Annotated in this window: 14 protein-coding genes and 1 pseudogene; 10 read left to right on the top strand and 5 right to left on the bottom strand. The window is 72.5% G+C overall.

Going from position 1 to position 22,262, the window contains the following annotated elements; translation table 11 throughout:
- Positions 1-55: 55 nt before the first annotated feature.
- Positions 56-2,506, bottom strand: coding sequence for a SpoIIE family protein phosphatase (locus ACZ7NC_RS18175; protein WP_471489364.1), 2,451 nt, complete (start codon positions 2,504-2,506; stop codon positions 56-58).
- Positions 2,507-2,702: 196 nt separating this feature from the next.
- Between ACZ7NC_RS18175 and lanKC the strand changes: the two genes are divergently transcribed.
- From lanKC to ACZ7NC_RS18155, 4 genes are all read left to right on the top strand, one after another.
- On the top strand, positions 2,703-5,417 hold the full coding sequence (lanKC, locus tag ACZ7NC_RS18170; RefSeq protein ID WP_471489362.1) for a class III lanthionine synthetase LanKC: 2,715 nt from the start codon (positions 2,703-2,705) through the stop codon (positions 5,415-5,417).
- 46 nt (positions 5,418-5,463) lie between these two features.
- Positions 5,464-5,574, top strand: a complete 111-nt coding sequence (locus ACZ7NC_RS18165; RefSeq protein ID WP_048578973.1) for a SapB/AmfS family lanthipeptide — start codon at positions 5,464-5,466, stop codon at positions 5,572-5,574.
- Between the two features lie 97 nt (positions 5,575-5,671).
- On the top strand, positions 5,672-7,393 hold the full coding sequence (locus ACZ7NC_RS18160; protein ID WP_471489359.1) for an ABC transporter transmembrane domain-containing protein: 1,722 nt from the start codon (positions 5,672-5,674) through the stop codon (positions 7,391-7,393).
- Complete coding sequence (locus tag ACZ7NC_RS18155; protein ID WP_471489357.1) at positions 7,390-9,519, top strand: ATP-binding cassette domain-containing protein; 2,130 nt, start codon at positions 7,390-7,392, stop codon at positions 9,517-9,519. Before ACZ7NC_RS18160 ends, ACZ7NC_RS18155 begins: the two co-directional genes overlap by 4 nt.
- Here the strand turns inward: ACZ7NC_RS18155 and ACZ7NC_RS18150 are convergent.
- Positions 9,442-10,002 (bottom strand): annotated as a pseudogene (locus ACZ7NC_RS18150) (response regulator); the annotation flags it as partial. The gene ACZ7NC_RS18155 and the pseudogene ACZ7NC_RS18150 overlap by 78 nt on opposite strands.
- Before the next feature lie 291 nt (positions 10,003-10,293).
- Between ACZ7NC_RS18150 and ACZ7NC_RS18145 the strand changes: the two are divergent.
- Positions 10,294-12,444 carry a SpoIIE family protein phosphatase gene (locus ACZ7NC_RS18145; protein ID WP_471489355.1) on the top strand — a complete coding sequence of 717 codons (2,151 nt, stop codon included), beginning with the start codon at positions 10,294-10,296 and terminating at the stop codon, positions 12,442-12,444.
- Between the two features lie 171 nt (positions 12,445-12,615).
- Here the strand turns inward: ACZ7NC_RS18145 and ACZ7NC_RS18140 are convergent, their stop codons facing one another.
- Positions 12,616-13,923 (bottom strand): S1 family peptidase, encoded by a 1,308-nt coding sequence (locus tag ACZ7NC_RS18140; protein ID WP_471489353.1) that lies wholly within the window; start codon positions 13,921-13,923, stop codon positions 12,616-12,618.
- A 188-nt stretch (positions 13,924-14,111) separates the two neighbouring features.
- On the opposite strand from ACZ7NC_RS18140, the gene ACZ7NC_RS18135 reads away from it, so the two are divergent.
- The 5 genes from ACZ7NC_RS18135 to ACZ7NC_RS18115 all read left to right on the top strand — a co-directional run bounded on the left by ACZ7NC_RS18135 (position 14,112) and on the right by ACZ7NC_RS18115 (position 21,204).
- Positions 14,112-14,525 (top strand): PaaI family thioesterase, encoded by a 414-nt coding sequence (locus ACZ7NC_RS18135; RefSeq protein ID WP_471489351.1) that lies wholly within the window; start codon positions 14,112-14,114, stop codon positions 14,523-14,525.
- Between the two features lie 474 nt (positions 14,526-14,999).
- On the top strand, positions 15,000-15,215 hold the full coding sequence (locus ACZ7NC_RS18130) for a hypothetical protein (RefSeq protein WP_030052098.1): 216 nt from the start codon (positions 15,000-15,002) through the stop codon (positions 15,213-15,215).
- Between the two features lie 145 nt (positions 15,216-15,360).
- The gene (locus ACZ7NC_RS18125; protein ID WP_471489349.1) at positions 15,361-16,167 is read left to right on the top strand and encodes a biotin/lipoyl-containing protein; all 807 of its coding nucleotides are present in this window, start codon (positions 15,361-15,363) and stop codon (positions 16,165-16,167) included.
- Entirely contained in the window at positions 16,164-18,386 is a 2,223-nt protein-coding gene (locus ACZ7NC_RS18120; RefSeq protein WP_471489347.1) for an NHLP family bacteriocin export ABC transporter peptidase/permease/ATPase subunit, read from the top strand. The genes ACZ7NC_RS18125 and ACZ7NC_RS18120 overlap by 4 nt, the downstream gene beginning before the upstream one ends.
- Before the next feature lies 1 nt (position 18,387).
- Positions 18,388-21,204 (top strand): NHLP bacteriocin export ABC transporter permease/ATPase subunit, encoded by a 2,817-nt coding sequence (locus ACZ7NC_RS18115; protein ID WP_471489345.1) that lies wholly within the window; start codon positions 18,388-18,390, stop codon positions 21,202-21,204.
- Between the two features lie 4 nt (positions 21,205-21,208).
- Here the strand turns inward: ACZ7NC_RS18115 and ACZ7NC_RS18110 are convergent, their stop codons facing one another.
- A complete protein-coding gene (locus ACZ7NC_RS18110; RefSeq protein ID WP_471489344.1) occupies positions 21,209-21,739 on the bottom strand; it encodes an SRPBCC family protein in 531 nt (176 codons plus the stop codon).
- A gap of 6 nt (positions 21,740-21,745) precedes the next feature.
- A complete protein-coding gene (locus ACZ7NC_RS18105; RefSeq protein ID WP_471489343.1) occupies positions 21,746-22,114 on the bottom strand; it encodes an ArsR/SmtB family transcription factor in 369 nt (122 codons plus the stop codon).
- Between the last annotated feature and the right edge of the window lie 148 nt (positions 22,115-22,262).

The raw sequence follows: 22,262 nt of genomic DNA, 5'->3' as shown, positions 1-22,262 counted from the left end.
GGAGGTTGGCTCGTCCGTCATCGTGGAGCCGTCCGGTGTTCACCGCGGTGCACCCTCAGTCGCCCACCGCGATCTCGCTCCACACCTGTTTTCCGCCACTGACCGGCACGGTTCCCCATGCCACCGACATGGCCTCGACCAGGAGGATTCCGCGCCCGCCGGTGGCCTCCCAGCTCACGCTGGCCGGCCTGACGGGCGTGCGGGGCGAGGCGTCCGCGACCGCGACGCGCATCCGTTGGCTGAGCAGGGTGAGGTCGAGACGGACGCGGCCATCGGTGTGCACAAGGGCGTTGGTGACGAGTTCGGAGACGACGAGCAGGACGGTGTCCCGGTCCTGCGGCGGTACGCCCCAGGCGCGCAGGGTGCGGCGGGTGAAGCGGCGGGCGTGGCCGACGGCCTCCGGGACGCGCCAGACCGTCCAGCTCTCCCGCAGCGGACGTACGGCCATGCCGTCGTAGCGCATCAGGAGCAGGGCGATGTCGTCGCTGCGGCGCGCCCCGACCAGCAGGGCGTCGGCGACGAGGCCGAGGTGGGCGGGGTCGGAGCGGGCGAGCTCACGGGCGAGCCGGTCCATGCCGGTGTCGATGTCGGCGTCGGCGGACTCGACGAGGCCGTCGGTGGTGAGGGCGACCACGGTGCCGGGCGCCAGCCGCAGCGGGCTCATCGGGAAGCCGGCCTGCCGCAGCACGCCGAGCGGCGGTCCGCCCTCGGCCTCGGCGATCTCCGTGCTGCCGTCCGGCCGACGCAGAATCGGCGGCAGGTGGCCGGCGCGTACGCACCAGGCGGAGCCCTCCTCCAGGTCGACGTCGACGTAGGCGCAGGTGGCGAAGAGGTCGGTCTCCATGTCCATGAGGAGGCGGTTGGTGTGGTCGACCACCACGTCGGGCGGGTGCCCCTCGGCGGCGTAGGCGCGCAGCGCGGTGCGCATCTGGCCCATGAGGGTGGCGGCGGCCGCGCTGTGGCCCTGGACGTCGCCGATGACGAGCGCCACATGGTTGTCGGGCAGCGGGATCACGTCGTACCAGTCGCCGCCGACCTCCAGGCCGGCCGTGGTCGGCAGATAGCGGGCGACCGCCTTCGCACCGGGCAGCCGGGGCAGCCGGCGCGGCAGCAGTTGGCGCTGGAGCATGCCGACGAGTTCGTGCTCGGCGTCGAAGGCGTGGGCGCGCAGCAACGCCTGGCCGGCGAGGCCCGCGGAGGCGGTGAGCAGGGCGCGTTCGTCGGCGCCGAACTCGTGCGGGGCGTCCCAGCCGATCAGACAGGCGCCGGCGATCCGGCCCCCGGCGGGCAGCGGCAGGACGGCGAGGCCGCCGGGGCCGACGTCGGCGAGGGCGGGTTCCAGCGTGGTGCCGGCGGGCCAGATCCGGGCACGTCCCTCGCGCAGGGCGGCGGCGAGCGTGGGCATCGCCCGCACGGGCGCGTCCGGCCATTCGCTACGCCACTCCAGGCGCCACAGCTCCGGCCAGGACTCGGGTTCGGGCGGATCGAGGACGGTGACGACGAGCCGGTCGTGCTCCAGCAGGGCGAGCGCGATGCGGTCGGCGCGCAGCGGCATGCGCAGGGCGGTGACGACGGCGTGGCTGACGTCGCGGACGGTACCGGCGGTGGCGAGGGCGGCGGCGAGCCGCTGGACCCGGGTCACGTCGGTGACCTCGGGACGCAGTGTGGAGGCGTCGGCGACGGTGCCGACGAGGCGGGCCGGCCTGCCCTCACCGCCGGGCACGAGGCGGCCGCGCAGTCTGAGCCACTTGGGCGGCCCGGCGGACTGCAGGACGCGGAACTCCAGTTCGCGGTCGCCGATGGACATGTGGTCGGCCTCGACGACCGACATCAGCGACGGCAGGTCCTCGGGGACGGTCAGACCGAGCAGGGTCTCGACCTTGCCGTCGAACTCCTGCGGGCCGAGGCCGAACAGTCCCAGGATCTCCTCGCCGACCTCGACGCGGCCGGTGTCCATGGCCAGGCTGAAGGCGTCGACCGGCAGCTCGCCCCCTTCGACGGCCGCGCGCGGGAGAGGCAGGGCGACGGCCGCGGCGATGAACTCCAGTGACTCGCGGTTCTCGGTGTCGAAGCCGCCGGGCCGCTCGCTCGCCGCGAGCAGGCAGCCGCCGTCGCCGTGGACGGGCAGGGCGGCCAGGAAGAAGTCCCACGAGGGCGCCCGCCGTGACTCCGCGCGGTCCGCGAGCTGCCGTGGGCCGAGCCAGAGGGGACGGCCGGTGCGGTGGGCGTCGGCGATCGGGGACCGCCCGGCCAGGGTGTAGGCGTCACGCAGGCCGTAGAGGGTGCGGGGCACGCCGACCGACTCGGCCAGGCAGAGCAGCTCACCGTCCTCACTCGGCGTGTACACGCCGACGAAGGCCGCCCCGCCGAAGACCAGCGCCAGTTCGAGGACCCGCCGCAGCCGCTCGGGCGAGGCCGGGTCGACGGTAAGCGCCTTCAGGGCTCCCTCGACGCGCGAACTCCTCGTCCTGCGTCCCGCGGCGCCCTCACTGACCACGTCCGCCATTACAGCGCCAAATGAGGCACCTGCGCAGCCCCTGTGAGCGTTCCGTGGAGTGTTCCGGGGGCCGGTGCTCGAAAGGCGCCGAACAAGACTTTACGCATGCGTTCCGCACGGTGATCTCGTGACAGCAGTGACTGTCCGTGGCCGTCGGCCCGCTGGAAGGCTCGGTGCCGCACCGGCGGAGAGGGGGACGCGAGGCATGGACAAGCGCTACGAGGTGTACGCGCTCGCCGACAGGCACTTCTACGAGACGCCCGACCGGCTGTCCGTGGACGGACCGGGGACCGCACCCCTGTTCGAGACGGCACGCCGCGAGGTCCCGGAGGGCTGGCGGGCGGCGCGGATCGGCGACTGGCTGACACTGGCGCCGCTCGGCCCGGACGGCACCGCGCTGCCCGATCGGGACCAGGGCTGGAAGATCCACGTCTCGGCGACCCTGACGAACGCGGAGAAGATCGCGCGGATCGTGTGGGACTACTGCCTTCCACGGGCCGTCGCCTTCAAGTTCGTGCCCGGCCGGCACCTGCTGCACCTGCGCAACGCCAAGTACGCGGGCCGGGACTCCAGCGGCAAGTTCGTCACCGTCTACCCGGCCGACGAGGAGCAGCTCCACACGGTGCTGCGCGAGCTGGGACGGCTGCTGGAGGGCTTCGAGGGGCCATACGTCCTCACCGACCTGCGCTGGGGCGAGGGCCCGTTGTACGTCCGCTACGGCGCCTTCGCGCGGCTCTTCGTCGTCGACGAGCGCGGTTCGCTGGTGCCGGCGGTGCGGGACGGCGAGGGGCGGCTGGTGCCGGACCGGCGGGCGCCGTCCTTCCAGGTGCCGGAGTGGGTGACGCTGCCGTCCTTCCTTGAGCCGCATCTGGCGGCCCGCAACACCACGACCGTCGGCGAGCTGCCGTACCGCATCGAGAAGGCGCTGCACTTCTCCAACGGCGGCGGGGTGTACTCGGGCACCGACACCCGGGACGGACGCAGAGTCGTTCTGAAGGAGGGCCGGCCGCACGCGGGCCTCGCGGCGGACGGCGCGGACGCCGTGGCCCGGCTGGAGCGGGAGAAGTACGCGCTGGAGCAACTGGCGGGCACCGGGGTGGTGCCCGAGGTGCGGGACTGGTTCCTGCTGGGCGACCACCGCTTCCTGGTCATGGACTTCGTGGCGGGGCGCACCCTCAACTCCTTCTTCGCGGAACGGCATCCCCTCATCGGCCCGGACCCCGATCCGAGCGCCGTCGCCGACTACACGGCCTGGGCGCTGCGCATCCACGGCGCGGTCGAGCGTGCCGTGGAGGCCGTGCACGCGCGCGGGATCGTCTTCAACGACCTGCATGTCTTCAACATCATGGTCGCCCCCGACGAGCAGTCGGTTTCCCTGCTCGACTTCGAGGCGGCGGCCCCGGTCGCCGAGCAGGGCCGCCAGGTCGTCGCCCACCCCGGCTTCCTGGCCCCGCCCGACCGCAGGGGCGTGGACGTCGACCGCTATGCGCTGGCCTGTCTGAGACTGGCGATGTTCCTGCCGGTCACCACCCTGTTCGTGGTCGACCGCGACAAGGCGGCGCATCTGGCGGAGGTGATCGCGGGCCAGTTCCCGGACGTGCCGCGGCGGTTCCTGGACGAGGCGGTCGCCGAGATCACCCGGGACGTGCCCGACGCCGGACGGGACGCCGCCGCAGCGCCGCCGCCGTCTACGGCCCGTTCGCTCGCCGCGTCGTTCGTGGAGCCCGGCGACTGGCCCTACAGCCGCGACTCGATGGTCAAGGCGCTGCTCGCCTCGGCCACGCCGGAGCGCGAGGACCGGCTCTTTCCCGGCGACGTCGCCCAGTTCTCCGACGGCGGCGGGCTGGGTCTGGCCCATGGCGCGGCCGGTGTGCTCTACGCCCTGGCCGCGACGGGCGCCGAACGCTACGACGAGGGCGAGCGCTGGCTGCTCGACCGCACCGACCCGCCACCGGTCGGCACCCCGCTGGGTCTGTACGACGGGCTCGCGGGCGTGGCCCATGTCCTCGACCTGCTCGGCCACCGGCAGCGGGCCCTGGACCTGATCGACACGGTCCTGCGCGAGAGGTGGCAGCGCCTTTCCTCCGACCTGCGCGGCGGGCTGGCCGGGCTGGGGCTGGTCCTGGACGGACTGGCGCACACGACGGGCGAGCCGGAGCTGCGCGAGCGGGCGGCGGAGGCCGCGGAGATCCTCGTACGGCGTCTCTCCGAACCGGCCCCGGAGGGGCCCCGGCCGCGCGCCGGGCTGATGCGGGGAGCGAGCGGTCCGGCCCTCTTCCTGCTGCGGCGCTACGAACGGACCGGCGACCGTCGGCTGCTGGCGGCGGCCGGCGAGGCACTGCGCCGGGACCTGGCGTGCTGCGTCGTGCAGAAGGGCGGCTCGCTTGAGGTCGACGAGGGCTGGCGGACCATGCCGTATCTGGGCGACGGCAGCGTGGGCGTCGGGATGGTCCTGGACGACTATCTTGCCTGCGCGGACGACGGGGCCGACGCGCTGGAGCGGGCCTACGCCGAGGCGTCCGAGCCGGACCGCGCCGCCGACGGGACCGGCGCGCTGGAGAGCGCCCGCACCGGCATCATCACGGCCGCCACCTCCCGCTTCTACGCACAGCCCGGCCTCTTCCAAGGACGCGCCGGGATGATCCTCCACCTCAGCCGCACCACCGCGCCGGGCGCCGGCGCCGACCGGCTGGCCGCCCAGATCGCCGGGCTCGGCTGGTACGCGATGTCCTACCAGGGCCAACTGGCCTTCCCCGGACACCAGATGATGCGGCTCTCCATGGACCTGGGCACCGGAACGGCCGGGTGCCTGCTCGCCCTCCAGGCGGCGCTCGGCGCCGACACCGCGGGCGCGGCCCCGGCCCACCTGCCCTTCCTCCCGCCGCCACAGCGGCACCCGGAACGCGGCTCCGCCACCTGACGGAGTCGTGACACAACCCCGTCCCCACAAGAGAAGAGGACACGACATGGCACTGCTCGACCTGCAGACGATGGAGACCGAGGAGTACACCGGCGGCGGCAGCGTGGCCAGCCTGCTGCTCTGCGCCAGCCAGGCCAGCATCACGCTCTGTCTCTGACGCACATCGTGCAGCCGCGGCCCCGGGCGGTCCCCCTCCCTCACGGGAGGGGCCGTCCGGGGCCCTTGCCCGGACCGGGGAGCGAGGCCGCAGCCGTATGACGACTCCTGCCGACGATGCGTCCCGGGCGCTGCTGCGCTCGGCCACCCGGCACAGCGCGGCCCGTACGGCGGCCCTGTGCCTGGTCAGCACGGCCGCGACCGGCGCCGGACTGCTGCTGCCCCTGGCGCTCGGCCGGACACTCGACCTCCTGCTGGCGCGGACCCCCGCCACGGCCTGGGTGCTGTGCTGCGCCGCACTGGTGCTGTCGCTCGCCCTGCTCGACGCGTGCCAGAGCGTCCTGGTCGGCACCGTGGACGCCCGCACCACCGCGTGGCTGCGCGGACACCTTGCCCGACACGTCCTGGCCGTGGGCCCACGGGCCACCGCCCGCTTCGGGGCCGGCGACCTCGTGGCGCGCCTCGTCGGCAACGCCGCGCAGGCGGGCACCGCGCCCGCCGCCCGTGCCGCGCTGGTCGCCGCGCTCGCCGGACCGCTCGGGGGCATCGTCGCCCTCGCCCTGATCGACCCGTGGCTCGCTGCCGTGTTCCTCGCCGGAGCGCCGGTGCTGGCCCTTCTGCTGCGGGCCTTCGCCCGCGACACGTCCCACTGTGTGACGCGGTACCAGCGGGAACAGGGGCGGATCGCCGCGGCCCTCGCCGAGGCCGTCGACGGTCACCGCACCATCGCGGCGGCGGGTACGGCGGACCGGGAGACGGCACGGATCCTGCGGCCGCTGCCCGAACTCTCCCGCGCGGGGCACCGCATGTGGCAGGTGCAGGGCCGGGCCGCCGCCCGGGCGGTCGCCGTGGCACCGCTCCTCCAGCTCTGCGTGGTCGCCGTCGCCGGCGTCCTGCTCGCCCGGCACCGGCTGACCGTCGGCGAGGTGCTCGCCGCCTCCCGCTACGCGGTGCTGGCGACCGGCGTAGGCATGCTCGTCGCCCAGCTCGCGGGCGTGGCCCGGGCCCGGGCGGCGGCCGGACGCCTCGGCGAGGTCGTCACCGAGCCCGCCCCCGGCCATGGCGGGCGCCGACTGCCGCCCGGCCCCGGCCGGCTGGAGCTGCGCGGGGTGACCGCCCGGCGCGGGGGCCACACCGTGCTGGACGGGGTGGACCTCGTCGTACCCGGCGGGACCACCCTCGCCCTGGTCGGCCGCTCCGGCACGGGCAAGTCGCTGCTCGCCGCGCTCGCCGGGCGGCTGGCCGACCCGGACGGCGGCGAGGTCCTGCTCGACGGAGTGCCCCTGAGCGAACTGACCCGTGACGACCTGCGCCGGGCCATCGCCTACGCCTTCGAACGCCCCGTCCTGCTCGGCGACACCATCGAGGACGCGATCGGCCTCTCTCTGCCCTCCCCCTCACCCACGCTCATCCGGCAGGCCGCCCGCACCGCCCGCACCGAGGACTTCGTGGGCCACCTGCCGAACGGCTACGCCACCGCCCTGGCCGACGCCCCGCGCTCCGGCGGCGAGTCCCAACGCCTCGGTCTCGCCCGCGCGTTCGCCCACGGCGGCCGGCTGCTGATCCTCGACGACGCCCTGTCCAGCCTCGACACGGTGACGGAGGCCCGCATCACCGAGGCCCTGGCGGGCGGCGGCTCGTCGGCCACCCGACTCCTGATCGCCCACCGGGCGGCCACGGCGGCCCGGGCCGACACGGTGGCCTGGCTGGACGGCGGGCAGGTGCGAGCGGTGGGACGGCACGAGGAGCTGTGGGGGATCACGGCGTACCGGGAGGCGTTCACCGGAGCGGAACCGGCGACCGAGGGAGCGTGTCCATGACCGGCGGGCTCCAATCGCGCGGGCTCCGTTTCCTGCGAGCCCGTCGGCGGGTTCTCGTACGGCTCGGTCTCTTGTCCGTGCTGGAGACGGGGCAGAGCTTCCTCATCGGTTACGCCCCGGCCCGCGCCCTGGACGACGGGTTCCTTCAGGGCCGCACGGGGACCGGGCTCGGCTGGCTGGGTGTCGCCGGGCTCGGGGTCGTAGTCGGCGCGTACGGCACGGCTCGTGTGTACGCGGCCGTCGCGGCGCTGGTCGAACCGCTGAGGGACCGGCTCGTGCGGCGGGTCGTGGGGCGCGGGGTGCGCGAGGCGGACCGTGGGTCGCTGTCCGGGCTCACCCAGCAGGTGGAGATCGCGCGGGACACCTTCGCGGGGCTGGTGATGGTGTCCCGGTCGTTCGTGTTCACCGCGGTGGGCGCGCTGGTGGGCCTGTTCTCGCTCGCCCCGCTGCTGCTGCTCGTCGTCCTGCCGCCGCTGGCCGCGGGAGTGGGCCTGTTCGCGGCGACGCTGCGTCCCCTGGCCCGCCGGCAGGAGGCGTTCCTCGTCGCCGACGAGGCCCTGGCCGACCGACTCGGCACCGTCTGCCCGGGACTGCGGGACATCACGGCGGCGGGAGCGGAGGAGCGGATGTCCGCCGACGTCGAGAACCTGGTCCACGCCGAACTGCTGGCCGCCCGCTCCCTCGCCCGCTTCGGCGTGGTCCGCGTGACCGCCCTCGCGCTGGGCGGACACCTCCCGATCGTGCTGCTGCTCGCGACCGCGCCCTGGCTGCTGCGGCAGGACGTCACCACCGGTGCCCTGATCGGCGCCCTGTCCTATGTCACCCAGTCCCTGCTCCCCGCCCTGCACAACCTGGTCCACGGCCTGGGCACGAGCGGCTCACGGCTGGCGGTGGTGCTGCGGCGGCTGGCGCCGGATGAGGCGCCAGGGGGCGGGTCGGGGCGTCGTAACGACCGGCGCGGTTCCGGCGCTCAGGGCGGGCGAAGCCGGGCTCGTGCATCCGACGCGCCGGACGGCCTACAGGGGCCGCGCGGGGGCGGCGCGGGCAACGAGCCGGACCCGCACCAGGCGCCCGGACCGATCGGCGCCCCCCGCCGGCCCCGAACCGAGACACCGACCGACCCGAGCGTCGAGCCCACGGTGAACGACCCGAGCGTCGAATCCATGGCGGCCAAGACCCCCGAACCACTCCCCCGGCCTGTCCCCTCCCCACGGCCACCCACGAATCGTCCGCGCCCCACCGACCCCCCGGCCCTCACTCTCTCCTCCGTGACCTTCGCCTACGGTCCGACCTCGGTTCCTGTGATCGACAATCTCGACCTCACCCTCCCGCCCGGCTCACACCTGGCCGTCGTCGGGCCGAGCGGCATCGGGAAGTCCACCCTGACGGCACTGGTCGCCGGTCTGCTGCGACCCCGGCGCGGCACGATCCGGGTCTGCGGAGAAGCGGTTCCGGGGCCGGAGGCCGTCGCGCGGCGTGTGCTCATTCCGCAGGAGGCGTACGTGTTCACCGGCAGCCTCGCCGAGAACCTGGCCCACCTGCGGCCGGACCCCGTCCCCGAGGCGGAGCTGCTCGCGGCCGCCGAGGCGGTCGGGCTGGTGCCGCTGCTCAAGACGCTGGGCGGGCTTGAGGGCCTGGTGGATCCCGCGGCGCTGTCCGCGGGCGAGCGCCAGTTGATCGCGCTGACCCGGGCCTACCTGGCGCACGCTCCGCTCGCGCTGCTCGACGAGGCGACCTGCCACCTCGACGCGCGGGCGGAGGAACGCGCCGAGCGCGCGTTCGCGGCCCGCACCGGCGGCACCCTGGTCGTCGTCGCCCACCGCATCAGCTCGGCCCGCCGCGCCGACCGGGTGCTGATGATGGACGGCCGGGACACGGCGTACGGCACGCACGACGAGCTCGTCCGGTGCTCGGCGCGCTACCGCGAACTCGTCGGCGCCTGGACCCCCGTACCGCGCGAACGGTCACAGCCAGCCCTCGCCCTGCGAGATCCGGATGGCGTCGATGCGGTTGCGGGCCCCGGTCTTGCGGGTGATGGCCGCCATGTAGTTGCGCACGGTCCCGTGGGACAGGTGCAGGTTCCCCGCGATCTCCGCGATGGACGCCCCCTCCGCGGCGAGGGATAACACGCTGAGCTCGCGTCGGGTCAGCGGCATCTCGGCCGCCTTGAGGAAACCGAAGCCCAGAGAGTCGTCGACGAAACGTTCCCCCTCCGCCACCCGGCGGATCGCGCGCACCAGTCGGTCCGGCGAGCCCTCCTTGTCGACATAGCCGAGCGCCCCGGCCTCCAGGGCACGCTTCAGCAGCCCCGGACGCTTCGCGCTCGCAAGCACGACAAGGTGCGGCGAGGGCATGCCCGCGTCCCGCACCCGCAGCTCGCCGAGCGGCGGGATGCCGTACGCGTCCGAGCAGTCCAGGTCCGCCGCGCACACGTCCGGGCGCACCGATCGCACCCGGGCGAGCGCGCTGCGCCAGGGCGCGTCATAAACCCCCAGGTCGGGTTCTCTGCGCAGCCACTCCGCAAGCACCGATCGCACCAGACACGTGTCGTGCACCACCAGGACACGGATCACTGCTGCCCCCTCCAGCCCGCCGTTCGCCGCGTTCATCGCTTTCATGGTGTTGAGCGCGTGCCCCATTGTTGGCGTTCATGACAGCCTGCGGGCGCGAAGATCCGGCCATCAGGGTGCGCGGGGGCGCACGCCAGGCGCCCGTACGCCGTGCCGCGCATCGACTGTGGGGGCATGGGCAGTCGGTCGAGGGGTATGGCGGGCCCTCTCCCGGGCGCGACGCGAGGCTCCCGGCCCCCTCGGTCGGTCCACAGGCCGCTCGCCGTGCGCGGCGAGCCCGGAGGAGGGAGATTTGAGCCCAGGGACCCGTCGCGCGGCTCCGCGGAGGAGGTGGTCGGCGTGTCCGACGGGCAGACGTCCATTCAGGCGCCGGCGGCCGCGAAGACGCGGGTCGGCCGGCCGCTGCTGTCGCTTGCGCTGGCCTCGATGATGGAGGAGGTGCACGCGCACTCCGGTGCCGTGTACCTGCTCGCGGCCGACGAGCCCGTGCTGGAGATGGCGGTGATGGCGGGGCTGCCCCGGGCGTTCGCGGCGCCGTGGGAGCGGGTGGGGCTGAGCGCGCCGATCCCTGTCGCCGACGCGGTGCGGGAGCGGCGGCTCGTCTGGATCGGGGGCGAGGAGGACATGGCGACCCGGTATCCGCGGATCGCGGTCGTGCTGCCGTATCCCTTCGCGCTCGCCGCGCTGCCCGTGGCCACCGAGACCACCGCCTACGGCGCGATCTTCGTGACCTGGCCCGGGTCGCATCCTCCGGAGCTGTCGGACCGGGACCGGGAGCATCTGACCGCTGCCTGCAGGCGGCTCGCGATGCGGCTGGAGCGCGCCTTCGACAAGAGCCGTCCGCCCCTGCCGGAGCCCGACCTGCTCGCCGGGCCGGCGTTCGGGGGCACGTCCGGCCTGTTCGGCACGGTGGAGGCGGCGCGCATGGTGTCGCGGCTGCCGTACGGACTGTGCTCGCTCGATCTGCACGGCCGGATCAGCTTCGCCAACGCCGCGGCGGCCGAGCTGATCGGCGTACCCGTCGCCCGGCTGCTCGGCAACCAGCTGTGGGCGGCGGTGCCCTGGCTCAACGACCCCGTCTACGAGGACCGTTACCGGGCCGCGCTGCTCAGCCAGCAGACCACGTCGTTCGTTGCGCTGCGCCCGCCCGGCGACTGGCTGTCCTTCCGCATGTATCCGAGCACGACCGGACTGAGCGTGCGCATCAGCAGGGCACGCGCGGTGGCCGAGATGGGCCGCCAGGGACCGGGGCCCGGCGACGCGCCGAGCCGGCTGGTGACGATCTCGCAGGTGCTGAGCCTGGCCGGGGCGCTCACGGAGGCCGCGAGCGTGCAGGACGTGGTGCAGCTCGTCGCGGACGAGATCGTCCCGGCCGTCGGCAGTCAGGCGCTCGTCGTGCTGGGTTCGCGGTCGGGACGCCTGCATGTGCTCGGCCATCGCGGCTACCACGACCCGCATGTCGTCGAACGGTTCGACGGGCTGCCGCTGGCGGAACGGACCCCGGGCGCCCATGCCCTGAGCACCGGCGTGCCCGCGTTCTTCGATTCCCAGCAGCAGCTGGAGCGCCTGTATCCGATTCGGCACTCGACCCCCGACGGCTTCGCGGCCTGGGCGTATCTGCCGCTCATCGCCTCCGGCCGGCCGGTCGGCACATGTGTGCTCGCCTATGCCGAGCCGCACCCCTTCCCGGCGGACGAGCGCGCGGTCCTGACCAGTCTGGGCGGGCTCATCGCGCAGGCGCTGGAGCGCGCCCAGCTCTACGACGCCAAGCACCAGCTGGCGCACGGCCTCCAGGCCGCCCTGCTCCCCCACACCCTGCCGGTGCTGCCCGGCATCGAGGCGGCGGCCCGCTATCTGCCCGCCACTCAGGGCATGGAGATCGGCGGCGACTTCTACGACCTGATGCCGACGGACGAGGGACTGACGGCGGCGGTGATCGGCGACGTGCAGGGCCACAACGTCACCGCGGCCGGGCTGATGGGCCAGATCCGCACCGCCGTACGGGCGTACACGACCGTGGGGCACTCGCCGGAGGAGGTCATGCGCAGCACCAACCGGCTGCTGATCGAACTGGGCTCCGACCTGTTCGCCAGCTGTCTGTATCTGCGCATCGACCCGGAGCGCGGGCGGGCGGTGATGGCCCGTGCCGGGCATCCGCCGCCGCTGCTGAGGCGGCCGGACGGTCGGGTGCGGGTGCTCGATCTCGCCGGTGGCCCGCTGCTGGGCATCGACGGCTCGCCGACCTATCCGACGACGGAGTTCGACCTCACGCCCGGGTGTGTGCTCGTCCTCTACACCGACGGGCTGATCGAGTCCCCCGGCCTGGACATCGAGGACGCGCTCGCCGACCTCGGGCGGGTGCTGACGGAGGCCGGGGAGCTGCCGTTGGACGAGCTGGCCGACCTGCTCGTGGAGTACAGCGGGTCGGTGCGGGAGCGGATCGACGACGTGGCGCTGTTGTTGCTGCGGGCGGGTGGTTGACGGGGGTTGGGCGGGCACATGGCCGACGTGTGTGCACCCCTCGCATGTCCGACGGCCCCCCGGAAACGGAGCGGTCCGGCCCTCCCGCCGGAGGGCCGGACCACGTTCCTTCCTTCCCGGCCGGATCACTTGGATCCGTGTGCCGGAGTGCGGGTGTCGGCTACCGGGGTGTCAGTTCCCGACGCCGTTGCCGACGATCTCGCCGAGGCCGTTGCCCGTGCCGTCGGCGTTGCCGTTGCCGACCTCTTCACCTGCACCGGCTTCCTGACCCGCGCCGGCCTCTTCACCCGCGCCGGCCTCATCGCCCGCGCCCGCTTCGTCACCGGCACCTGCCTCGTCGCCGGCGCCCGCGCCGCCGCCCGCGGCGTCTCCGCCGAGGGTCGCGCCGACCGCCTCCAGGGCGGTGGTCACCGGCTGGAAGAAGGTCTCGCCGCCTGCGGTGCAGTCACCGCTGCCGCCGGAGGTCAGTCCGATCGCCAGACCGTCCTGGGTGAACAGGGAGCCGCCGCTGTCGCCGGGCTCGGCACACACGTCGGTCTGGATGAGCCCGGTGACCGTGCCCTCCGGGTAGTTCACGGTGGCGTCGAGGCCGAGGACCTGACCGTCGTTCAGACCGGTGGTGCTGCCCATCCGGAAGACCTGGAGGCCGACCTCGGCATCCGCGGCCTGGCTGATGGCGACGGTCTGGTCGCCGAGGTTCACCTCGCTGGGCGCCTCGGTCGCCGGGTCGTCGTACTTGACCAGCGCGAAGTCGCCGTCACCGGGGAAGGTGGCCTGGTCGACGGTGGCGATCGGCTGACCGCCCTCGGCGTCCGACCACTGCTCGGCCGCGACCCCGCAGTGACCCGCGGTCAGGAAAGCGGGGGTGCCGTCGCCCGCGGTGACGTTGAAGCCCGCGGAGCAGCGCGCGCCGCCGGCGAAGATGGCGTCGCCGCCGGAGAGGAACGTCTTGAAGGTGCCGGCCGACTTCTTGATGGTGGCCATGTCCGAGCCGAGGCTCTCGACCGTCGACTCCAGCTGGTCCCAGTTGTCGCCGGTGACGGTGCTGTCGGCGGTGACGAGGATCTTGTTCGTTCTGGGGTCGACCGCCCACGCCGTGCCGGGGATGGTCGCCTCGGACTTCAGGGTCTGCGCGCCGGACTTGAGCTCGTCGATGCTGTTCTCGACCTCGCGGACCTTCGCGCCGGCCTTCTTCGCCTGGACGACCACGTTGTTGTTGTCGCCGGGGACGACGTTGACGACGAGCTGCTGGCTCTCGGCGTCGTAGTACGAACCGGCGAAGGCGTCGCCGAGCATTCCCGCGAGCTGCGAGGCGAGATCCGAGGCTGCCGCCGCCTTGAGGGTCTTGGGGGCGGCGGCGTCCGACGTGTCGTCCTGGGACGCGTTGGCGTTGGGCAACAGGATCGCGGCCGCTCCGAGCGCCACCACGCTGCCCGCGGCTATCGCGACCTTGCGCTTCGGCATTCGCTTGTGACTCAAACTTCTCGACCTCCTGGGGGACGGGGTCTGTGCCGCCGTCTCTGCGGCAGCTGTTCGGGGCGCCTGGTTGGCCATGGGTACGCAGGAGCCGGGTGGGGCGTTCAATTCCGTTTGCGCTCAAGCGACTCGGGACACCTATCCGGCCAAGGAACTCGTCCTGACCGCCGACGGCGGGAACAATCCCCCATATGACGATGACCACCGCCGAAGCCGACAAGATCCTCTCCGCCAACTTCGCCCCCTGGGTCCTCCGCCTTGGCCTGTCCGTCGAGGCGGTGGAGGATCACCGCGCGATTCTGCGACTGCCCTGGTCGGATGAGCTGGCGCGGGAGGGCGGCGCGCTGTCGGGGCAGGCGCTGATGGCCGCCGCCGACACCGCCACCGTGATCGCCGTGTCCGCAGCGCGCGGTTCGTACGGGCCGATGACGACGGTGCAGCAGTCGACCTCGTTCCAGCGCGCGGTGATCGGTTCGGATGTCCTGATCGAAGCGGTCGTGACCAAGCTGGGCCGCCGTATGGCGTTCGCCGACATCGCGATGACCGACGGGAGTTCGGGAGAAATCGCGGCCCGCGCGAGCACTGTGTATGCGCTTCTGGGCTGACACGATCCGCTACCGGTCGGTAACGATCGGTTGTGAACCCGTAGCGGAATCAGGGCTTCAACGAATCCGCACATTCAATACTCAACGAAGTCACCGGGGACCTGAGTTCTGCACATGCCGCTACCGCCGGTTACGTCATTGGGACGGGAGTGTCGCATTCGCCACAGCTATGGCCCGGGTACTCCCGAGCCGATGCAACAACCCTTCCGAGCCGATGCTGTGACGCATGTGAAGAAGTCGCCGACGAGACGTGCGCACGTCTGCACGGAACGAGGCCGCTGGGGCCGAAATGCCCTGGTGAGGCCGATGTTTGATTGGAAGCCCGTACCCGCAGCGTGCTTTGATCCATCGCACCGCAGGGGCCACGAACGGTTCCCGGAAACGGGCGCCGGGCGCCCGCGGTCGCGGCCGTCATCTGTCCCCAGAGGGGGCCGCTCCCCCTTGTGAATATCCATTAGGAAGGGAAGTTCCATCATGAACTCCACCCCCCAGGTTGCGACCGTCGAGATCTCCGACGCCGAGCTCGACAACGTCTCCGGCGGCCTGCAGGTCAACGCCGTGAACGGTGCCCTCGACGCTGTCAACGGCATCGCCCCGGTTTCCGGCCTGGTCGACACGGTCGTCGGCACCGTGGAGGGTGTCACCGGCCTGAACACCGCCCCGGTCTCGGGCCTGGTCGCCGGTCTCTGATCGCACCTTTTGCAACCGCTGAGTCCCGGAGCCGTTTCCCGGTTCCGGGACTCTTCGGGTGCCGCAAAACAAGCAGGCACCGCCCCGCAGCACGACCGGCCCACGCGCGCCGGTCTCCACTCATCCTCAGGTGAGGGAAAGTTCCGTGCAGTTCCGCCAACAGGCCCTCGCCAAGCTCCAGTCACCGGAGGAGCTCGACCTTCCGGTGCGCTTCGCCCGCCCGCAGGGGTGGCTGGTCCTCTCCGTGACGGTGGTCGTCATGGCCGCCGCCTCCGTGTGGGCGGTGACCGGTTCGGTCGCCTCCACCGTCGGCGCGCCCGCCATCCTCACGCACGGCCAGGGCAGCTACATCCTCCAGAGTCCGGTCGCCGGCCAGGTCACCGCGGTCCTCGCCAAGCAGGGCCAGCAGTTGCCGGCCGACTCGCCCGTGCTGAAGGTCCGTACCGCCAAGGGCGAGACGGTCGTCCGCACGGTCGCCGCCGGCCGGGTCACCGCGCTCGCCGCCACCATCGGGCAGATCATCGCCACCGGCGCGAACGTCGCCGCGGTCGAGAAGGTCGCCCACGCCAAGGACCCGTTGTACGCCACGGTGTACGTCCCCGCCGAGAACGCGGCCTCCATACCCGACGACGCCGCCGTGGACCTCACCGTGCAGTCGGTGCCCACCCAGGAGTACGGCGTGCTGCGCGGCCATGTGAAGTCGGTGGACCGCTCCGCGCAGTCGGCACAGCAAATCGCCGCGTTCCTCGGTGACAACCAGCTCGGCGAGCAGTTCACCAAGGACGGCAGGCCGGTGGCCGTGCTGGTGCGGCTGGACAAGAAGTCGAGCACCGAGAGCGGCTACAAGTGGTCGTCCGCCGACGGACCGCCGTTCTCCCTCACCTCCATGACCACGGCCGACGCCTCGATCCGGCTGGCCGACCAGCGTCCCGTCGATTGGCTGCTGCCGTGAGCGCCGCACAGCAGACCCGCAGCCGGCGCCGCGCCGCCCCGCCGAAGCGCCCCGTTCCCAAGGGGAAGTCGAAGACCGTCCGCACGCCCACCGTGCTCCAGATGGAGGCCGTGGAATGCGGCGCCGCCTCCCTCGCGATGGTGCTCGGCCACTACGGACGCCATGTCCCGCTGGAGGAACTGCGCATAGCGTGCGGCGTCTCCCGCGACGGCTCGCGCGCCAGCAACCTGCTGAAGGCCGCCCGCAGCTACGGTCTGACGGCCAAGGGCATGCAGATGGACACGGCCGCCCTCGCCGAGGTGAAGACGCCGGCCGTCCTGTTCTGGGAGTTCAACCACTACGTCGTCTACGACGGCATGGGCCGTCGCTTCGGCCGCCGGGGCGTCTACATCAACGACCCCGCAAAGGGCCGCCGTTTCGTGCCCATGGAGGACTTCGACGGCAGCTTCACCGGCGTCGTCCTGGTGATGGAGCCCGGCGCGGACTTCTCCAGGGGCGGGCGCAAGCCGGGCGTGCTCGGCGCGATGCCGGCCCGTCTGCGCGGCACCGCCGGCACGATGCCCGCCGCCGTCCTGGCGAGCCTGCTCCTGGTCCTGGTCGGCGCGGCGGTCCCCGCCCTGAGCCGCACCTACATCGACATGTTCCTCATCGGCGGCGAGACCTCCCTGCTGGGTGTGCTGTTCGCCTCGATGGGGACCTGCGTCGCGCTCACGGTCGTGCTGACCTGGCTGCAACAGGCGAACCTGCTGCGCGGCCGCATCATCTCCTCCACCCTCTCCAGCGCCCGCTTCCTACGGCATCTGCTGCGGCTGCCGGTGACGTTCTTCTCCCAGCGCAGCCCGGCCGACCTGGTGCAGCGCCTCCAGTCGAACGACGCGGTGTCCGAGACCCTGGCCCGCGACCTCGCGGCGGCGGGCGTGGACGCGGTGGTCGTCGTCCTCTACGCGATCCTCCTCTACACCTACGACCCCCAGCTCACCTTCGTCGGCATCGGCGTCGCCCTGCTGAACGTCGTCGCCATGCGCGTCGTCATCCGGCTGCGCGCCACCCGCACGGCCAAGCTGCGCGCGGACAGCGCCCGGCTGACCAACACCGCCTACACCGGCCTCCAGCTGATCGAGACGATGAAGGCGACCGGCGGCGAGGACGGCTACTTCCGCAAGTGGGCCGGACAGCACGCCACCACACTGGAGGAGCAGCAGCGCCTCGGCGTGCCGAGCGCCTGGCTGGGCGTGGTCGCGCCGACGCTCGCCACGCTCAACAGCGCGCTCATCCTCTGGATCGGCGGCATGCGCGCGGTCGAGGGCGGTATATCGGTCGGCCTGCTGGTCGCCTTCCAGGCCCTGGTCACCCGCTTCACCGCCCCGATCACCCGCCTGAACGGCGTCGCGGGCCGCATCCAGGACTTCGCCGCCGACGTGGCCCGTCTGAAGGACGTGGAGAACTTCGAGGCGGACCCGCTCTACGGCCGTCCCGGCACCGGCGAGTCGACGCGCCGGCTGCACGGCCACGTCGAGCTCCAGAACATCACCTTCGGCTACAGCCCGCTCGACAAGCCACTGCTGACGGGCTTCGACCTGACGGTGGGACCCGGCCAGCAGGTGGCCCTGGTCGGCGGCTCCGGCAGCGGCAAGTCGACGGTCTCCCGGCTGATCTCGGGGTTGTACGCCCCCTGGGAGGGCGTCATCCGCATCGACGACCAGCGCATCGAGGACATCCCGCGCGGCGCCCTCGCGGCCTCCGTCTCCTTCGTCGACCAGGAGGTGTTCCTCTTCGAGGGCACCGTCCGCGACAACGTGGCGCTGTGGGACCCGTCGATCCCGGACGACGCGGTGGTGGACGCGCTGCGCGACGCGGCGCTGTACGACGTGGTCATGCGCCGCCCCGGCGGTATCCAGAGCAAGGTCGAGCAGGACGGCCGCAACTTCTCCGGAGGACAGCGCCAACGCCTGGAGATCGCCCGGGCGTTGGTACGTCGCCCCAGCATCCTCGTCCTCGACGAGGTGACGAGCGCGCTGGACGCCGAGACCGAGCTGGTCGTGATGGACAATCTGCGCAAGCGCGGCTGTGCCTGTGTGGTGATCGCGCACCGGCTCAGCACCGTGCGCGACAGCGACGAGATCGTCGTACTCCAGCACGGCACGATCGTGGAACGCGGGCGGCACGAGGAGCTGGTGGCGCGCGGCGGCGCGTACGCGGCACTGGTCAAGGAGCGGTGAGATGACCTCCGTCCACGAGGGCGACCTCGTTCTCAACGCGCTCGGACAGATGGGCACGCGCATCGACTGCGCCGGCTTCAACCGCCTGGATCTGGAAGGCCCTCAGGTGCTGTGGCTGGTCGCGTCCGGCGCCGTGGACCTGTTCGCGGTCGACGCCGGGCAGCAGGGCCACTGGCACCACCTCGGCCGGCTGGAGGCGGGCTCGCTGCTGCTCGGCCCGGTCGCCGGACCCCAGCACACGCTGGTCGCACGTCCGCTCAGGGACTGCGTGGTGCACCGCATCGGGCTGCGCGAGCTGTACCAGCCCGCGAACACCCAGACCTGGTCCTACGACGAGTACGGCAACCCCCAGTACATCCCGCCGACGACGAGCCCGCTGGAGTACGCCCTCGCGCTCGGCGTCGGCCGCAGCCTCTCCATCCTCTTCCAGGCGCCGATGGCCACCGAGCGGGCCGCCGAGATGACCGACGACGACGTCTTCTGGATGCAGGTCCCGCCGGGCAGTGTGCAGTACGGCTCGCTGTACGGCGCCGAGGCGGCCGCCGATCTGCTGATGGACCCGGCGGTCTGGCAGTCCATGGTCGACCAGCAGTACCGCCTGCTGACCACGCTGGACCGCTGGATCGAGCAGCTGGAGCGCACCCACGAGACGCGTACGGCGGAGGGCATCAAGGCCGGCGAGGCGGTGCGCGCGCAGGCCGACCGGACCCTGCTGGCGTCCATCGGCAAGCGCGACGGCAAGCGCACGACTGCCGCCGACGCGGACGCCAGCTACGCGGCGTGCAAGCTGGTCGCCGAGGCGGCCGGGATCACCTTGGCCGAGCCCGCGCAGAGCGGCGCCGAGAGCGACCGGCTCGACCCGGTGGAGCGCGTGGCCATCGCCTCGCGGGTGCGCACCAGGGCCGTACGCCTCGACGGACGGTGGTGGCGGGACAACATCGGCCCGCTGGTGGGTCACCGGGCGCTGTCCGGTGCCCCGGTGGCGCTGCTGTGGCGGCGCGGCGGCTATGTCGCCGTCCATCCGGCGACCGGTCGTGAGACGCCGATCGAGAAGGCCAACGCGGAGGAGTTCGAGCCGCGCGGGGTGATGTTCTACCGTCCGCTGCCCGACCGCGCGTTGAGCCCGGCGAGGTTGCTGCGGTTCAGCATGCGGGGCACGGGCGGCGACCTCACGAACCTCCTGATCAGCGGCCTGGTCACGGTGGCGATCGGTGCGCTGGTGCCGATCGCGACCGGCAAGGTGCTCGGCGAGTTCGTGCCGAAGGCCCAGACCGGGCTGATCGTGCAGTTCTGTCTGGCCGTGATGATCAGCAGTGTCGTGGCCGCGGCGTTCATGCTGCTGCAGAACCTGACGATCCTGCGCCTGGAGGGCCGGATCGAGTCGACGCTCCAGCCGGCCCTGTGGGACCGGCTGCTGCGACTGCCCACGAAGTTCTTCACCGAACGCTCGACCGGCGAGCTGGCGAGCCAGGCCATGGGTATCAGCGCGATCCGCCGGCTGATGGCCGGAGTCGGCCCGGTCGTCGCGCAGTCGGTGACGGTCGGCGCGATGAACCTGTCGCTGCTGTTCTGGTACAGCGTGCCGATGGCGCTGGCGGCGATCGGGATGCTCGTCGTCATCGCCGCCGTGTTCCTGGGACTCGGACTGTGGCAGGTGCGCTGGCAGCGGCGGCTGGTGGTACTGAGCAACAAGCTCAACAACCAGGCGTTCCAGACACTGCGCGGACTGCCGAAGCTGCGGGTGGCGGCGGCGGAGAACTACGCCTACGCGGCCTGGGCGTCCCAGTTCGCGCGCAGCCGTGAGCTCCAGCAGAAGGTGGGGCGGATCAAGAACCTCACCACGGTGATGGGCGCGGTGTATCTGCCGCTGTGCACGCTGCTGATGTTCATGCTCCTCGCGGGACCGGCGCGCGGGTCGATGTCGGCGGCGGCGTTCCTGACCTTCAACACCTCGGTGACGATGCTGCTGACCTCGGTCACCCAGCTGACCGGCGCGTTCGTCTCGGCGGTGGCCGCGCTGCCGCTGTTCGAGGAGATCAAGCCGGTGCTGGAGGCCACGCCGGAGGTACGCACGGCGAGCACCCGGCCGGGCCCGCTGACCGGGGCGATGGAGTCGCGCCGCCTGTCCTTCCGGTACTCCGACGACGGCCCTCTGGTCCTCGACGACGTCTCCTTCGACGTCCGGCCGGGCGAGTTCGTGGCGATCGTCGGCCCCAGCGGCTGCGGCAAGTCGACACTGCTCAGGCTGCTGATCGGCTTCGACAAGCCGGTCTCGGGCAGTGTGCTGTACGACGGTCAGGACCTGGCGGCGCTGGATCAGTCGGCCGTGCGCCGGCAGTGCGGGGTCGTGCTCCAGCACGCGCAGCCGTTCACCGGGTCGATCATGGACGTCATCTGCGGCACCGAGCCGTACACGCCGGAGGAGGTCATGGCGGCGGCCGAGATGGCGGGCCTCGCCGAGGACATCAAGCGGATGCCGATGGGCCTGCACACCATCGTCTCGGGCAGCGGCGCGGTCTCCGGCGGTCAGCGCCAGCGCCTGATGATCGCCCACGCGCTCATCCGCCGGCCCCGCATCCTCTTCTTCGACGAGGCGACCAGCGCCCTCGACAACGAGACGCAGCGCGTGGTCATCGAGTCCACCAAGGCCCTCAACGCCACCCGCATCGTCATCGCGCACCGTCTGTCCACGGTGCTGGACGCCGACCGCGTCATCGTGATGGAGGAGGGCAAGGTCGCCCAGCAGGGCCCGCCCGCGCAGCTGCTCGCGGACACGAACGGGCGGCTGCACGAGCTGGTGCGGCGCCAGTTGGCCTGAACCGTCAGGCGTCCACGCCCGGGATGGGGGCGCCGGAGGGGAAACCGGCGGCGACGTAGCCGTCGTAGAGCCCCTTCCAGGGTGCCTCGCCCCCGGCGTGGGGTCCCTCGAAACGCTCCCCGCGCGCGTGTGCGTCCAGAGCGGTCAGGCACACCTCCCAGCCGGCGCCGTTGCGGGCGGCGGTGTTCTCGGCGACGAGGACGTTGGTGAGCGTGAAGCGGGTGCGCCGCTCGTCCAGGGCCTCCAGGTCGAAGTGCAGCTCGTCGCCGCCCCACTCGAAGGACAGGTGCCGGGGTTCGGTGACGGCGATGACCCGGCCCGTGGAGTCCTCCATGTTCGGGTCGCCGCCGAACTTGATCGTGCCGCCGGGGCGCAGCTCGATCTCGGCTCGGGACGGGAACCAGTGGGCCAGTTCGTCGACATCGGTCACGAACTGCCAGACCCGCTCGACGGGGTGGTCGTAGGTACGGCTGAAGCGGACGGCCGGGCGGCCGTCGTCCAGCGTCAGGTAGGTGCCGGTGAGGTCGGCGCTCATGGTGGATCAGTCCTTCGTGGTGGGTCCCTCGGGGTCGTACGAGGTGTCCTCCGACGTCTCCCGCGCCGTCTCGTCGAGGCGGCGGCCCAGCGCGTCCAGGCTGCGGTTCCAGAGCTTGCGGTACGGGGCCAGCCAGGCGTCGAGCACGGCGATCGGGGCGGGATCGAGGGCGTAGACGCGTCGCTGCGCGTCCTGCCGTACCCGCACCAGGCCGGCCTCCCGCAGCACCTTCAGATGCTTCGAGGTACTCGGCTGGCTCAGCCCGCATTCCTCCACGATCTCCCCGACGGACCTCGGCCGCTCCATGAGCAGCGCGACGATGGCCCGCCGATGGGGGTCGACGAGAGCGCTCCAGAGGGGGGCGTCGTCGGACATGACTCCAATATGCCTCGACGGTTATATGCCAGTCAAGGAATACGGACTGGTCAGGTGAATGGTCAGGGGCACCGGCTGTTTGCTCCTGCCCCCAGCAGGTACACGCGAGGGCATACGGGCGGCCGCCCGGCGAGGAAAGGAGATCGTC

The sequence above is a fragment of the Streptomyces sp. NPDC111802 genome (genome assembly GCF_055634335.1).
Note: the sequence above shows the minus strand (reverse complement) of the source record. Positions and strands in the feature narration are given on the sequence as shown.